The following is a 15,024-nucleotide window of genomic DNA, read 5'->3' on the forward strand; positions in this document are numbered from 1 at the left end:
TATGCAATTTAGTAACTTGAGAAAAAATCACCAACTCTCTGGACTGTTGGTGTCAAATTATATTTTTGATTTTTATACAGATACAGACCCACTGAGTAATTTAGTGGCTCAGATGTGTGTCCGCCAGTCTCTTGAGCAATCATTTCCGCATCAATATCAAAATCTTTGAATCTTTCAACGTATTGCGCATTGAGTTTGAAACTCGCAGTAGGATCGTCCTTCGCTTGGAAAATTCTTATTGGAATACTTCTTGGGGCCTTTCTAGCCATTATATAATTAAAAGGATCCAAATCACCAACTTTATCCTTTTCATATTCTGCTATCATTAAATCTTCTAGAGAGGTTACATTTTTCATACCATACAACCTTATTATATTGGCTCGGGTTTGTAGTTTATCAAACTCTCCCCCACTAAGTGCCCCGTTCCTGATATCCCAAGCATTTCGTTCAATGCTTAACAGTGGTGCAACAAAAGCTTGTGCTTTAAAAGGAATTTTGGTTAAGTTAACCAGGTTTGACCCTACCAATGAGCCATTTGAATTACATAATAAATAAACTTCATCTTTTCCTATATTATAGTTCTTAACCACATAACTGTATGCTTGAAAATAAGAATCTAATGCAATTTTGCTCCCTACGGTTCTATATTGATCAATTTTTAGTAACGAAGCAACAGTTTCAGGAATTCCAGCTACATCGAGTACTGCATATCCTAGTGAATTAAGGTATCTACAATAATCTGAGTTTAATGCCTCAACAAATCCTGAAGTGACACCACCGCCTCCACTGTGACAATAGATTACCAGCTTAGTTCTCACTTTCGATGAATAACCCTTTGGCAACATTAAAATCGCCTGATCAGTTACTATGCTTGGCTTAGAGAAATTAAAAAGACTATTTTGGATTTCAATTGGAATAGTAAAACTTTCTTCTTTTTCAATATTAGCAATTTCTTCAATTTTACATCCATAGATGGAAGCAGAAAGGAAAAGCACACTAACTACTTTTAAAGCACAGTCAAAAAAGTTTAAAAAACTCTTGGACATCCTTGTTTTCTTTTTCGGAGGATAAAACACCCATATCATAATAGAAATCTAAGTCTTTATTCTGAGAAAAATGTTCTTTAATTATCTTTTCTGAATCGAAAGAAAAAATTCTGTAAACACCTGTTGCCTTGATTTTCCCCGGACTTCCAACGATGAAAGCATTTGATTTACAATCTATTGAATAATCACGATTTAAAAAGGAGTTTCTAGCAACAATTGATTGATCAGGTATTACACAACCTTTTGTTATAACTGTTCCTGAATTAACCCAAACCTTTTCCCCAATAATGATTTCACCATTGTTTCGATTTATCTTGCCTGTATTTATATTAGTCACAAAATGAACATCTGAATCCATCAATACACAATTCGGTGTAATTCGCGTGTAATTGCCAATTTTAACTAATGTCGTTGATTTTATTACAACTCCACTACCAAAAGTAGTGCATCGACCAAAATTAATAATACCTGTCCAGTTGGTAAGGTTAATTCCTCCAGAGAAAATGACAGGGCCATTAAAAATAATTTTATTGCCTATATGAATAGTAATAGGCAAATAACTTTGAGGAAAGCCGTCAATGTCTTTTCCAAATTGAATCATACCAGTATTAATATTGCCGATAATTTCAATATCACCTTTTAAGTTTTTAAATTTTGCTTTTCCATATATAAAGATAGGCAGTTTTACAGCATGTCGGATAGGTAAAGTTTTAAAATTAAGTAAAATCGTCTTTATCAAATTTACCTTGATTATAAGTCTTAAAACATGGTAAAGAAACCTAATATATTTTTTCATTATTTGAATTTTGATTTCAGCTTTTCAATTATCAATTCACTTAAGGATGGAATGTTCATTAGCCTTTCAAAATACTTAATAGAAAACAATATTGCAAGAGCTAATAATGTAAATAGAATTGAGTATTTTATATAATCATTATCTATTTCTTTGCATAACATTGCTGATCCAAAAAGCAATATGTTTACAAAGGTTAATTTATAAAATATTGTTTTATAAACAATTCCAAATAATTTTTTTACCATGATTTGAACTCCCACGGTATGGATTACCATATTTAATGCAAACGTAATACCAAGTCCTAAATATCCCAGATAAGTATAACCAATGATGTTATTGATTAGGAATAATCCTTGAAAGGTCAATACTGATATAACAAAAACTTTAGATCGATTTTTTGCTATAATGACCATACCCATAGTTTGTGAACCTGCCTGGAATATTATTCCCAAAATCGACCAAGATACATAATCAGATGCGAGAAGAAAGCTATTGTCATATAACAAGAGAATTATATGATCCATAAATCCTATTAAGATTATTATTAAAGGTCCAAGAAGCAGAAGGAGAATTTCTACCTGTTTATTTGCCTCTATTTGCAGTAATTTATTATTTTGATTAATTGAAGATATTCTAGGGAAATAATCTGTAGCCATTGCTGTAAATATCAGTCCAAAGTAACTATTGATTATAGTGAATCCTGCTTGAAACACACCTACAGCTTCAATACCGCTATATTTATTAATAAAACTTTTAAAAATCAAACCAAATAAACTAACAAACAAAGACACTGACATCATAGCGATACCCAGCTTGATGGTACCTTTACCTGAAATTAGGACCTTCTTAATAGATAACTTTGTTGTCGGTATCTTAATCGTTCTGCGTACATAAAGACTTGAAAAAATGAACGATACAAATGCTGTAATAATAAACGAATAAATAATACCTTCCTCTTTTAATAAATAAAATAGAGGTATTGATAAGAGTAGCCCGAGAATAGCTCCATATATTGTAGCGAGAGATAATTCTTTTAATGCTCGGACTCCTTGGAGAATTGCCAGTTGGCCGAGGTTGAAAATATTAAAGAAAATAGCTAGAGATAGCATCGAATATTCAAAGACTTTAGAATCAGTATCAAAAGTCCAAATACTCAAAAAAGAGGAAAAGCACAGCGTACCGATCAGTCCAATAGTACTTGTAAGTATTAGCAATTTATTAATACTTTCAAGTATATGATTCAGTCTAGTGCTTGAGTTATCATTATACACTTCTGAAAGATTTCTCACTAAACTTTGAGAGATCCCTAACCCAAATAGAGAAGATAACAAAGTATAGGAAGACATGAAAATGCCAAATACTCCAATACCCGAGGCCCCCATGGATAGGCTTATGATTTTATTTTTAACGACGTTAACGAGAACCGTTAATACCCTAACCCCTCCAAAAAGAAAGGTTGATTTAAGAATATTGGAGTAGGAGGTATTATTATTCTTCAAAATTTTGTTCTCCTTAAAATAAATTACCGTTGTAAAACTGAAGATTATTTGACTCTTCATGATTCACAGACATCGCAAATATGTCCGGTTTGTTTGATTCAAAATTGATTTTTGAAATCAAAAAGCCCGCTTTTGAATAGAAAGGAGCCAATTCCTTTTTACAAAACAACAAACCCTTTAACTCATTCTTTCTAAGGAAATTAACTATTTCTTTCATGATTTTCTGTCCATGCCCTTGACCCTGAGTTTTAGAACAGACACCTGCAATACCTAAAAATGGTGCTGAACTTTCTTCGCTAGAAAAAACATTGATATTAATTAGGCAAGCATAGGCTAGAAATGTGCCATTGTCTTCTAGAACCACATGATAGTCAGTATTATTCATGTGAGTATTAATCCAATCTTTTTGACTGTCAATTCCATACGGCCAAACTGTATTTTTCAGTTCTACAATTTTCTGCAATTGAGCCTCACTTACCTTATTATGTCGAAAAAAATCAACTCTCATTCTACATCTATCCACCAGCCACAAGGAATGTTTAATTGCGTTTCACTAAATTTCTTGACCCCAATAAGGTCTGGTTGCTTTTTGCCAAAAACACTATAAAAATCATTCCTGAGGTGCATTTTAGAACTGTAAAATCCCTCTTTGCGCATTTTTAACAGAAAATCATCTCTCTTTTCTACATTGATCGTATATACCCAATAATTTGGTGATATATCTGTTCTTGAATTTAATCTGTTAATAACCCTACTATTTTCATCATAAATTCTATCCCAATACTCCGCATTTTTCTGTTGTTTTTCAAATAATGCATCAAGGTTATTCAATTGGGAATAACCGACATATGAGGCGATATTATTTAGTTTTGCACCTTGTCCAACTACATCAATATCACAATTAGTTGATATCTCCCCTAAATCGTCTCTAAAACTTTTTCTATCAATTCCGTAATCACTTATTTTTTTTGCCTTCTCATAAATCTCTTCACTAGAAAATGCTATTCCATAGCCGTCGATTGTATTTGGCAAACGTACTCCGGTGAAAGAAAAACAGCACAAATCTGCGGGACTACTACCTAAATAAGCATCCTTGTATTTTGATCCAAACGACTCAGTTGCATCCTCTATTATCTTTATACCAAACTCTCTTCCGATTGCATTAATTTCATCGATATATCCTGGATATCCTCCCCAATGAAAATGAATAATAGCTTTGGTATTTTTTGTAATTTTTTCTCGCACTGATTCAGGGTCAAGAGAACCCGTAAAGGGATCAATATCTGCCCATACAACTTTGGCACCAACATTTAAGATAGGTTGATTAGTTGCCAAACAGGACATAGGAGAACTAATCACTTCATCTCCCTCTTTCAGATCTAACAATTTAAGTGCGAATTCTAATGAATTTACAGATAAACTTAAGAAAAATGGATTACTAATAATTGTTGAAATCCCCTTTTCAAATTTCTCAGTAAATTCTCCTCCAGAAAGTCTTCCGGAATTCAATACGCTCCCGATTCCACCTATGACAGAATCATTCATATATGCTTTAAAGAGAGGGATCATTTATTAAAATCATTTATTATGCTTATAATTAAACTCCTTTCTTGGGCGGTAACCCACCAACCACAAGGTATATGTAGCATTTCGTTGCTGAAAATATTTGTATTGGTTAAATCTGTGTTAGATTGTGATTTAAGAAAAGTATGAAGGTCATTTCTTTTATGTAAAGGAGATGCGAATACACCATTCTCTTTCAAAACACTAATCAAGTTATCTCTATCCTTAACTTTCAAAGTGTACAGCCAATAAGAAGGCTTTGTATCAACGTAATACTGTAGCTTTTCCACTTTTGGCCCATTAATTATTTGAGCATCATATTGAATACCATTATCTATATATTTTTTGAGAATATCTTCAATAAACTGAAGCTGCACCATGCCAATCTGTGCATTAACATTATTCATGTGATATTTATAACCTTGCAGGGTTATATTATTTGACATCCTATCTTTCTTTTTATCTAAACCAAACCACCTGATTAGTTTTGCTTTTTCATAACTTTCATCATCTTTAATTACCAACATACCTCCATCAATTGTTGTCATATGTTTTATGGCTTGAAAAGAGAAGCAAGTGTAACGAAAATGATTTCCTAAATTCTCGCCTTTATATTTAGCTCCTAATGCATGGGCGGAATCTTGTATGATTGGAATATTATATTGTTTTTCAATTTTTAGGAATTCAGGTATGTTCACAGGTACTCCAGCGTAGTCAACCACCATAATCGCTCGCGTTCTATGAGTAATAAGCATTTCGACCGACACAGGATCTATATTCCCTGTTTTTAAATCAATATCAGCATAAATGATTTTGGCACCAGCCTGCTTGATAGCTACGTTTGTTGGCTCTGCAGTGATTGAAGTACTTATCACTTCATCGCCTGGTTGAACCCCTGCCAAAATCAATGCAATGTGTAGAGCAGAAGTACCCGAATTGACGCTTAAGCAGTTGTTTACTTGAAAAAGTTTCTGAAAAGTATTTTCAAATTTATCCACAACTTCACCCTGCGCTATGTAACCACTATATAAAACCTCTTCGATTTGAGGCATTAAAACTTGAGGTTCTGGAAGGAAGGTCTTTACCAATGGAATCATATAATAATTATTTACTTGCCATTTCTAACTCCTCATTCACGTAATCTAGCCTAAGAAGTAATTTCTTAAGCTCCCTGTTATCTAATTGCTGAGTGTTATCTGAATTATATTCATTGTCTGATAGCTTTGGGCCATCCTCTTGAACGTATTTTGTGTAATTAAGGTCTCTTAAATCAGCTGGTATCTTGTAATAATCACCTAAATCGATGGATTTGGACATTTCCTCTTTGCTACATAATGTCTCATACATCTTTTCACCGTGTCTTGCACCTATTATTGAAATTTCATTATCTGATTTAAATAAATCTTGAAGGGTTTCAGCTAAAGTAATAATCGTTGAAGCAGGAGATTTTTGAACAAATACATCACCTGGTTCTCCATTTTCAAAAGCGAATAAAACTAATTTTACAGACTCTTCTAGGGTCATCATAAACCTAGTCATATTGGGATTTGTGATAGTTAAGTTCTTTCCCTCCTTGATTTGGTTGATAAATAATGGTATTATTGAACCCCTTGAAGCCATAACATTTCCATATCTAGTGGCACAAATTACTCCTCCATATTCCGTTAACCTTGAATCTCTTGATTTAGAAATAGCAAGTTTTTCCATTAGTGCTTTGGACATCCCCATGGTATTTATAGGATAAACTGCTTTATCTGTACTTAATACAATTGTCTTCTTAACTTTGTTCAGTACAGCAGCTTCCATCACATTTTCTGCACCTAAAATATTGGTCTGAATTGCTTGCATGGGGTAGAACTCGCACGAAGGGACTTGTTTTAGAGCTGCGGCATGAAACAAATAGTCTACACCAATCATTGCATTATTAATGCTATTGAAGTCTCTTATATCACCGACTATGAAATTTAGCTTATCGTTGCGATAATGAATTCTCATATCTTCCTGCTTCTTTTCATCTCGACTAAAAATTCTAATTTCTTTTAAATCTGAATCCAGAAATTTTTTCAATACTGCATTACCGAATGAACCAGTTCCTCCCGTTATTAATAATGTTTTCCCTTTAAACATATTTATGTTGCTTTATTTAATAATTGTAAACGATTGATTACGAAATCTTCATTTACAACCTTTTATTAACTAATCCTCTTTCAAAAAATCCTTTAATGTCATAAGTGACTCCATTTTCATTTAAACGGTTGGATAAGTTGAAATCTTTAAATTCTTTATGTGAAACTGCTAAAACAATAGCATTATAATCTGAGCCTGGCTTGTCAAATAAATCAACTCCATACTCATGTTTTACCTCTTCTTTATCAGCTTGTGGGTCGTAAGTTTCTACTTCTATGCCATAAGACTGCAGCTCTTTTATAACATCTATTACTTTACTATTTCTAATGTCAGGGCAATTTTCTTTGAAAGTTATGCCTAATATCAAAACTTTAGAGCCTTTGATAACAGAGCCTTGCTGTGCCATCAATTTCACTACAGAACTCGCGACATGAGCTCCCATATTATCATTGATTCTTCTTCCAGATAAGATCACTTGCGGATGATAGCCTAATGATTCTGCCTTGTGTGTTAAGTAATAAGGATCTACCCCTATGCAATGGCCTCCAACTAATCCTGGTTTAAAAGGCAAAAAATTCCATTTAGTACCGGCTGCCTCTAATACATCGGCAGTATCGATGCCCATTTTATCAAATATTAAAGCTAGCTCATTTACGAAAGCAATATTCAAATCTCGCTGTGAGTTCTCAATTACTTTTGCTGCCTCCGCTACTTTGATAGTGGCTGCTTTATGTGTTCCTGCAGTGATAATTTCTTTATATAATTGATCTACTTCCTCTGCAATTTCAGGAGTACTTCCCGAAGTCACTTTTTTTATAGTCGGTAACCTGTGCTCTTTATCTCCTGGATTGATTCTTTCTGGTGAATAACCACAAAAGAAATCCTGATTGAATTTTAATCCACTTTCTTTTTCTAAAATTGGAACACAATCATCTTCCGTACAACCCGGGTAAACCGTAGATTCATAAATAACAATATCTCCTTTTTTTAATGTCTTGCCAACTGTGGCAGAAGCAATCTTTAAAGGAGTTAAATCCGGTTGCTTATATTCGTTGATAGGAGTAGGAACTGTTATAATATAATAGTCCGCCTCCTTAAGGTCTTCAATTTCAGCTGTGAATTGAAGATGCTTTGCGTCTTTCAATTCATCGCTTTCGACCTCTAAAGTCCTATCATAGCCGTCTTTAAGTTCTTGAATACGCCTTTTGTTAACGTCAAAACCTAAGACTTCTCTGTATTTTCCGAATTCTGCGGCTAGTGGTAAACCCACATAACCCAAACCGATTACTGCAATTTTCTTCATAAATAATCCAAATGAAATGCAAAATTAGTCATTTTTGACTACTTAGGAAGTGAATGTACTTTTAATATTAAATGTATTGGAAAAATGAAAGTTAGTTTGAAATAATTAACTTATGATTAGAGAGATAAAAAATACTATCTCGACTGTCCGTAAGACTTCTGGTCCAAGTATCTCAATAAAGGATTTTTTTAAACCAAGATTTTTTATCTCCTAAAAAAAGCACGAAAAAGAGAAATAATTAACCCAAGTTAAATTTAGTTAGTTATTGTCCAATACTTTTTATTTTCATTAAATACTTGCTCTCCCTCTTCATTTTCAATCATTAAATCGATCAAAGTGTACTCCCCCGATTCATCTGTATTTCTAATTAAAAATGTATGACTATATTCAAAAACACCAGGATCAGTTTCATTGAAGACAACTTGGTCTCCGAAACTATAAAAGACTTCTTGAGAAGGGTTTAGCACTGTCAACCCGACATAATTAACATTTGTATAAAAAGGGTCGTCAACTTTAGTCGTCAAAGTTATATTTGTACCTTCTGCAACCACTTGCAAATCAACTAGAACCTCCAATATTACCGGGGCTGGAACTTCATTTGAATTAGCAGAACTAATATTGGGTACAATTACCCAATTACTTTTGCTTAGAAATAAGGTGTCCCCAGTTTTGGACACAGAAAAATCCTGGATTTCATTTTCAACTGAACCATCAACTTCTTCATCAAGCTTATTATTCCATTTTGAGGTATCTGCTTGAGTAATTGAACTAGCAATAGAAGAATTGAATTCTGGGTCAAGTTCAGTAAAACTATCAAGTTTACTGTTCCAATTGATGGTGTCTGCTTGAGAAATGCCTTTTGCTACGGAGCTATTAAAATTAGGGTCTTCTTCCGTAAAATTATCTAATTTGTTATTCCAGTTAGCTGTATCTTGCTCTTGGATTCCCGAAGCAATTGAGGAACTGTATATAGGATCAGTTTCCTCGTATGTAATTTCGCTTGTTAGCCTATCGGCACTATTAGCATGTAAAGCATATGGCACGCTTAATAATTGACTTGTCCCGCTCATTGTATAATCAGTACCTCCACGTGGATCCGTTTCAGTTTTAATAAAATATTGATCATTTGCCCAGTCAATTTCATGGATTGAGCCAAGAACAACGTTTGCATTATTTCCGCCTATTTCTAAACTCATTAAACCATTTTCATTTGTTTCTGGATTTTGGGTTTCTTCGTAAACTGCCTCACCATCAATTGTGCCTTTTAAAATGCTGATTTTAACCCCTATAAGTTGATTACTAACTAAATCACCATTACTATCACGTATAACTGCCTGATAGGTCATTTTTTCAGGCGCTTGTCCCCAACTTTGCAAAATAATTAAAGTGAAAAATAAGGCAGTCAAAATATATTTCATACAATTATAATTTTATTATTCTAAAAATTTCTACAACCTCATCTTTATGAGTTAATCTTAACAGATAAGTATTAGATTCTCTTTCATTCATGTTAATTGAAGTGTTGGATTTTCGAATAAGTCCTTTATCCAAAATTTTACCTTCTATATTGAATAACTCAAAAGAGAGATTTTCAAAACCAATATTGTCTATTCTTAAATTTAAAGTATTTCTAGTTGGGTTCGGAAAAACTTCAAGACTAAAATCTCTAGTTTTATCGTTTTTCGTATTCAGAGTAGTGATTTTATATGATTGCTGAATTCCCTGACTTACGGAACCAGCTTCAGCTTTATTAATATTAGCTATTGTTTGTCCAATAGAATAACTAACGCTTCCGCCAGAACCTGAAACATTGTTACCAGTTGAAGCGAACAAATTCTGAGCTCTCACTTTCGAAATGCAAAAAGCACAAAAAATAAAAATCAATAAATAATAAGTTTTTTTGCTGGACATAAAATGTTTCCTTAATGATTTTTTGATTTGGAAAATACTTAAATATTAGGGATTTAAAAAGAATTATCCATAAAAGTACTTTCCTACCGTTATGTGTATGCTAACGAAATTTTAAAAAAGTTGAATTTAAGCGTTAGAAACGAATATATTTTTATTCCGAATAGCATTAAGTCTTGAAAGAGTATTTACATAAATTCATACCAAGAATTTACTACTTGGCATGAATAAAATCAAATTATCATTCCAGCACCTACTGTCTGTTGACTAAATTCATCTATGATGATTAAGGAACCAGTATTTCTGTTTTTACGGTAGGCATCGTATAATAATGGCTTGGCCGTTTTCAAAGTGATTCTGGCAATGTCATTTGCCCCCACAGTCTTATCTTCTTCATTCTTTTCAAGTGTATTGACATTAACTTTATACTTCACTTCTTTGATGATCGCTCTGGTTTCATTTGTAGTGTGCTTAATAGTATATTTTCCACCTAGCTTCAATGGATCAACATTCAACCAGCAGACCATCAACTCAATATCCTGCCCTTTGGTGGGTTGATTATTGACTTTTGCCAACATATCGCCACGACTTATGTCGATATCATCTTCCAAGGTCATAGCAACTGACATTGGAGGAAAAGCCTCATCCAATTCCCCATCCATGGTTTCAATAGATATAATTTTGGTGGTAAATCCAGATGGTAATACCACCACTTCTTCTCCCTTACGGAAAATACCGCCACTTACCAAGCCTGCGTAACCACGGAAATCATGATATTCATTGGACTGTGGACGAATAACCCACTGCACTGGGAATCTTCCATCGATTAAATCTCTATCTGAAGCTACCTGTACATTTTCCAAAGTCCATAATAAAGACGGCCCTTTGTACCAATCCATATTTTCGGATTTATCGACCACATTATCACCATTCAAAGCAGAAATAGGAATAAATCTGATATCTGGAATTTCCAATTTGGCATCGAAGCTTAAGTAGTCTTTTTTGATTTGCTCAAAAACTTCTTCTTTGTATTCAACTAAATCCATTTTGTTAATACAAACAATCACATGTTTGATTTGCAAAAGGGATGCAATGAAAGAATGTCTCTTGGTTTGCTCTATTACGCCTTTTCTGGCATCTATTAAAATGATAGCTAAATTCACATTAGAAGCTCCGGTCACCATATTTCTGGTGTATTGAACATGACCCGGAGTATCTGCTATAATGAATTTACGCTTCGGGGTGGCAAAATATCGATAAGCTACATCAATAGTAATGCCTTGCTCACGTTCTGCTTTCAAGCCATCGGTCAACAAAGCTAAGTTTACGTGTTCATCCCCACGATTTTTACTTGATTTTTCCACGGCTTCAATCTGGTCTTCAAAGATTGATTTCGTATCGTACATCAAACGGCCAATTAAGGTGCTTTTTCCGTCATCCACACTACCTGCAGTGGAAAAACGTAATAAATCCATGTCTAAGTAACCGGCAGTATCTGTTTTGTTGTATTCTTCTGTGTCGCGCATATATTTTTCTTTAAAGTTGAAATATGAAACTTGAGACTAAAAAGAGCATCTCTATTTATTATTCTTTACAATTGACGTAAAAATTGCTGTTAGCTCATTTGCCTCGTTTCTCAATTTCAATAATGTTTCTTTATTATTAATACTTAGTTCTTCTAATAATTTTATTAAAAATGAATGTTAAAGCGGATTGCTAAAACACCTCTTTCAGTTCAAATATTTGTGCTTTTACATTGTCTTTACAGCACTGATTTTCCTTTCAATCTTTTTCCTTGATAAAAAAGATACAAAAAATCAAGAAAGTTTAAAGCTTCCTCCCACAATGCCAACGCTGGACCGCTAAACTTTCCTCCCTCCCGCTTTTCCGAGTTCCTCGGAAGTGGTCGTTTCAATTCTGTTCTAACTAAAACGCAAAATTTCTGTCATCTTCTTTAGAGTTCACTTTCCTGCAAACTAAAAAACAAACCCGTTGCGAAGACTTCTCGTCATTGCGTCTTTCAGAGGACTTTAAAAATATCCTTGTCTTTTACGCTCTTCCATTGCTGCTTCTGATCGTTTATCGTCTGCTCTTCCGCCTCTTTCCGTTTGTCTGGCTGCTGCTACTTCTTCTATAATTTTATCTAAATCATCTGCGTCAGATTCAACAGCTCCTGTGATGGTCATACAACCCAAAGTTCTGTACCGAATGATTCTTTCTTCGTAGCTCTCTCCATCCAAAAGTGTATTATAAGGAGATTTAGCTATCAGAACACCATTTCTATTGACTACTTCTCTTTTATGAGAAAAATAAATACTTGGTAAGGCAATTTTTTCCTTCTTGATATATTGCCAAACGTCCATCTCTGTCCAGTTACTGATAGGGAAAATACGGAAAGATTCACCTGGTGCCTTTTTGCCGTTGTATAAATTCCATAACTCAGGACGTTGGTTTTTAGGATCCCACTGCCCAAAATCATCTCTATGGGAGAAGAATCTTTCTTTTGCTCTAGCTTTCTCCTCATCTCTTCTACCTCCCCCAAAAGCTGCATCATATTGGCCTTCTTCCAATTTCTCCAATAAAGTAATAGACTGCAGCGTATTTCTACTTGGGTTTAGCCCCTTTTCTTCCACTGCAGTTCCTTTATCTATAGAATCTTGCACCAATCCAACATCCAGATTCACTTTATATCTTTCCGCCAAATTATCACGAAATTCTAAGGCTTCAGGGAAATTATGTCCTGTATCAATATGCAATAATGGAAAAGGAATTTTTGCTGGCCAGAAAGCTTTTTGAGCCAGATGCACCATGGTAATAGAGTCTTTACCGCCTGAAAATAAAATAACCGGCTTTTCAAATTGTGCTGCTACTTCACGGAAAATGTAAATAGCTTCTGACTCTAATTGATCTAAATGTGATAAATTGTAAGATGACATAATATATTTTCTAAAATCTAATTTTTTCTATAATTGCTTTTACTAAATCCTGATGACTATTTTCTAGCTTTTGATTGGCAGTATCTACAGCCACATCCGGATTTATAGGCACATCAAATGGAGCACTAATACCAGTGAAATCCGGAATCTCCCCTTTTCTGGCTTTAGCATAAAGCCCTTTCACATCCCTTTCTTCGCAAACCTCCACCGGGCAGTCAACATATACCTCCACATATCCTTCACCAATGATTTCTTTAGCCATTTTGCGAATATCCGCTGTTGGACTAATAAAAGAGCAAATCGTGACTAAGCCTGCATTCATAAACAGTTTTGCTGTTTCGGCTGCTCTCCTAATATTCTCAGTTCTGTCTTCAGGGCTAAATCCCAAATTATTATTCAGCCCCGTTCTCATATTATCACCATCCAGCAATTGCGTTAAATAGCCTTCTTCATGTAAGCTATTTTCTAAAGCCCTGGCCAATGTACTTTTTCCAGAACCGGATAAGCCTACCATCCAGATGACAATGGACTTTTGCTTGAGCATTTTTTCCTTATCGGATCTACTCAGGATAGTATCGAATATGGGATATATATTTTCCAAACTGATATAATTTTTGGCAAAGTTAATAGGATAAAATTATACTAATAAGCATTTCTTGCGTAATTTTGCGGTTCCCTAAAAATATTTAAAGTCTATTGGGTTTGTAGGCTAATAGGAGGCGATTTTTGGTAAAAAAAGTTTTAAATGAATTCCTGTTCAGGATTGAAAATCAAGATGTTTACAGTATGGAAATTGAAAATTTAGTAGAGGAAGTAAAAAATATTGCTCAAAGTGCAGGTGCTGCCATAATGAAAATTTATGCTGATGCGGACCTTAGTCAGGTAGTAGATTATAAAGCGGATGATAGTCCATTAACTTTAGCTGACGGAGCAGCAGATAAGGTAATCAAAGAGGGGCTCGAAGCACTTTATGTTCAATATCCAATCTTATCAGAAGAAGGTAAAAAAATGTCATTTGATGAGAGAAAAGACTGGACTACTTTCTGGTTGGTTGATCCACTTGATGGCACTAAAGAATTCATCAAAAGAAATGGTCAGTTTACCGTAAACATTGCGCTTATTAAAGATCATTATCCTATTATGGGCGTAATTTATGTGCCGGCTACTGATACCTTTTATTATGGTAGTGAATTAGGTGCATTCAAAGAAGAGGCTGGAAAAAAGCTTGAATTAAAAGTAAATCATAAAAATACAGACAGAATTGCTGTAAGAAGTGCTTCACATGCTTCTCCGGAAGAGGACCAATTACTGGCCAAGTATGATGTGAAAGACAGCATCTCTAAAGGGAGTTCGTTAAAATTCTGTATGGTAGCGGAAGGAAAAGCCGATATTTATTATCGCCACGGCCCTACAATGGAATGGGACACAGGTGCAGGTCAAGCTATTTTAGAAGCTGCGGGCGGACAGGTTTTTAAAGGCAATACTGAAGAGGAAAGGTTTGATTATAATAAGGAAAATCTCCTGAACGGCAGCTTTTTGTGTTTGGGATAGCCATGTATTTCCTGTAAAAAGCAAAACGAGAACCTTGAAGCTAAGGCTCAATGTCGTTAAGTTAAGAATGTACAACCCTGAAAAAGAAGCACTTGAACAAAGGTCCAAAGAGCCGACATATTACAATGTAGGGTGTAGCCATTCGTAAAAAAAAGTGGATATACATTAGCTCTGGGGCGCAATATTGCGCCCTTGCAGGGCTTTTGATAAGACATCAGTGTTCCTTACCGGACTTCACCCTGTGTTAGGGTATCACGTCCTTACAAGACTGAAATAGGAATCACTTGCCTAAATA

The 15,024-nt window shown here is 34.4% G+C and carries 14 protein-coding genes; 1 reads left to right on the forward strand and 13 read right to left on the reverse strand.

The window, feature by feature from the left end; all coding sequences use genetic code 11:
• Window positions 1-8 precede the first annotated feature (8 nt).
• The 13 genes from AAC601_RS06375 to cysC all read right to left on the reverse strand — a co-directional run bounded on the left by AAC601_RS06375 (window position 9) and on the right by cysC (window position 13,779).
• Window positions 9-1,046 (reverse strand): hypothetical protein, encoded by a 1,038-nt coding sequence (locus AAC601_RS06375; RefSeq protein ID WP_340152812.1) that lies wholly within the window; start codon window positions 1,044-1,046, stop codon window positions 9-11.
• Window positions 1,018-1,842: a hypothetical protein gene (locus AAC601_RS06380; protein ID WP_303271094.1), complete on the reverse strand. Its 825-nt coding sequence runs from the start codon at window positions 1,840-1,842 to the stop codon at window positions 1,018-1,020. Before AAC601_RS06380 ends, AAC601_RS06375 begins: the two co-directional genes overlap by 29 nt.
• Entirely contained in the window at window positions 1,842-3,341 is a 1,500-nt protein-coding gene (locus AAC601_RS06385) for an oligosaccharide flippase family protein (protein WP_303271095.1), read from the reverse strand. Before AAC601_RS06385 ends, AAC601_RS06380 begins: the two co-directional genes overlap by 1 nt.
• A 13-nt stretch (window positions 3,342-3,354) precedes the next feature.
• Window positions 3,355-3,849, reverse strand: coding sequence for a GNAT family N-acetyltransferase (locus tag AAC601_RS06390; RefSeq protein ID WP_303271096.1), 495 nt, complete (start codon window positions 3,847-3,849; stop codon window positions 3,355-3,357).
• Window positions 3,846-4,910, reverse strand: coding sequence for an aminotransferase class V-fold PLP-dependent enzyme (locus AAC601_RS06395; protein ID WP_303271097.1), 1,065 nt, complete (start codon window positions 4,908-4,910; stop codon window positions 3,846-3,848). The genes AAC601_RS06390 and AAC601_RS06395 overlap by 4 nt, the downstream gene beginning before the upstream one ends.
• Complete coding sequence (locus tag AAC601_RS06400) at window positions 4,907-6,001, reverse strand: DegT/DnrJ/EryC1/StrS family aminotransferase (protein ID WP_303271098.1); 1,095 nt, start codon at window positions 5,999-6,001, stop codon at window positions 4,907-4,909. The genes AAC601_RS06395 and AAC601_RS06400 overlap by 4 nt, the downstream gene beginning before the upstream one ends.
• A 7-nt stretch (window positions 6,002-6,008) precedes the next feature.
• Window positions 6,009-7,031, reverse strand: a complete 1,023-nt coding sequence (locus AAC601_RS06405) for a polysaccharide biosynthesis protein (protein ID WP_303271099.1) — start codon at window positions 7,029-7,031, stop codon at window positions 6,009-6,011.
• A gap of 52 nt (window positions 7,032-7,083) precedes the next feature.
• Complete coding sequence (gene tviB / locus AAC601_RS06410) at window positions 7,084-8,334, reverse strand: Vi polysaccharide biosynthesis UDP-N-acetylglucosamine C-6 dehydrogenase TviB (RefSeq protein WP_303271100.1); 1,251 nt, start codon at window positions 8,332-8,334, stop codon at window positions 7,084-7,086.
• Window positions 8,335-8,588: 254 nt separating this feature from the next.
• Window positions 8,589-9,752 (reverse strand): hypothetical protein, encoded by a 1,164-nt coding sequence (locus tag AAC601_RS06415; protein ID WP_303271102.1) that lies wholly within the window; start codon window positions 9,750-9,752, stop codon window positions 8,589-8,591.
• Between the two features lie 4 nt (window positions 9,753-9,756).
• Complete coding sequence (locus AAC601_RS06420; RefSeq protein WP_303271104.1) at window positions 9,757-10,245, reverse strand: T9SS type A sorting domain-containing protein; 489 nt, start codon at window positions 10,243-10,245, stop codon at window positions 9,757-9,759.
• A gap of 230 nt (window positions 10,246-10,475) precedes the next feature.
• Window positions 10,476-11,768, reverse strand: coding sequence for a sulfate adenylyltransferase subunit CysN (cysN, locus tag AAC601_RS06425; RefSeq protein WP_340152813.1), 1,293 nt, complete (start codon window positions 11,766-11,768; stop codon window positions 10,476-10,478).
• A gap of 504 nt (window positions 11,769-12,272) precedes the next feature.
• Complete coding sequence (gene cysD, locus AAC601_RS06430; RefSeq protein ID WP_340152814.1) at window positions 12,273-13,178, reverse strand: sulfate adenylyltransferase subunit CysD; 906 nt, start codon at window positions 13,176-13,178, stop codon at window positions 12,273-12,275.
• A 10-nt stretch (window positions 13,179-13,188) separates the two neighbouring features.
• Window positions 13,189-13,779: an adenylyl-sulfate kinase gene (cysC, locus tag AAC601_RS06435; RefSeq protein ID WP_303271107.1), complete on the reverse strand. Its 591-nt coding sequence runs from the start codon at window positions 13,777-13,779 to the stop codon at window positions 13,189-13,191.
• 125 nt (window positions 13,780-13,904) lie between these two features.
• On the opposite strand from cysC, the gene cysQ reads away from it, so the two are divergent.
• Entirely contained in the window at window positions 13,905-14,729 is an 825-nt protein-coding gene (cysQ, locus tag AAC601_RS06440) for a 3'(2'),5'-bisphosphate nucleotidase CysQ (protein ID WP_340152815.1), read from the forward strand.
• Window positions 14,730-15,024: the final 295 nt, after the last annotated feature.

The sequence above is a fragment of the uncultured Marivirga sp. genome (assembly GCF_963974845.1).
In the GTDB taxonomy this organism is placed as follows: Bacteria; Bacteroidota; Bacteroidia; order Cytophagales; family Cyclobacteriaceae; genus Marivirga; species Marivirga harenae.

What these genes read in the sequence shown, in the direction of transcription:
- AAC601_RS06375 (WP_340152812.1), bottom strand. Translation starts at nt 1,046, where the DNA reads ATGTCCAAGAGTTTTTTAAACTTTTTTGACTGTGCTTTAAAAGTAGTT.
- AAC601_RS06380 (WP_303271094.1), bottom strand. Translation starts at nt 1,842, where the DNA reads ATGAAAAAATATATTAGGTTTCTTTACCATGTTTTAAGACTTATAATC.
- AAC601_RS06390 (WP_303271096.1), bottom strand. Translation starts at nt 3,849, where the DNA reads ATGAGAGTTGATTTTTTTCGACATAATAAGGTAAGTGAGGCTCAATTG.
- AAC601_RS06395 (WP_303271097.1), bottom strand. Translation starts at nt 4,910, where the DNA reads ATGATCCCTCTCTTTAAAGCATATATGAATGATTCTGTCATAGGTGGA.
- AAC601_RS06400 (WP_303271098.1), bottom strand. Translation starts at nt 6,001, where the DNA reads ATGATTCCATTGGTAAAGACCTTCCTTCCAGAACCTCAAGTTTTAATG.
- AAC601_RS06405 (WP_303271099.1), bottom strand. Translation starts at nt 7,031, where the DNA reads ATGTTTAAAGGGAAAACATTATTAATAACGGGAGGAACTGGTTCATTC.
- tviB (WP_303271100.1), bottom strand. Translation starts at nt 8,334, where the DNA reads ATGAAGAAAATTGCAGTAATCGGTTTGGGTTATGTGGGTTTACCACTA.
- AAC601_RS06415 (WP_303271102.1), bottom strand. Translation starts at nt 9,752, where the DNA reads ATGAAATATATTTTGACTGCCTTATTTTTCACTTTAATTATTTTGCAA.
- AAC601_RS06420 (WP_303271104.1), bottom strand. Translation starts at nt 10,245, where the DNA reads ATGTCCAGCAAAAAAACTTATTATTTATTGATTTTTATTTTTTGTGCT.
- cysN (WP_340152813.1), bottom strand. Translation starts at nt 11,768, where the DNA reads ATGCGCGACACAGAAGAATACAACAAAACAGATACTGCCGGTTACTTA.
- cysD (WP_340152814.1), bottom strand. Translation starts at nt 13,178, where the DNA reads ATGTCATCTTACAATTTATCACATTTAGATCAATTAGAGTCAGAAGCT.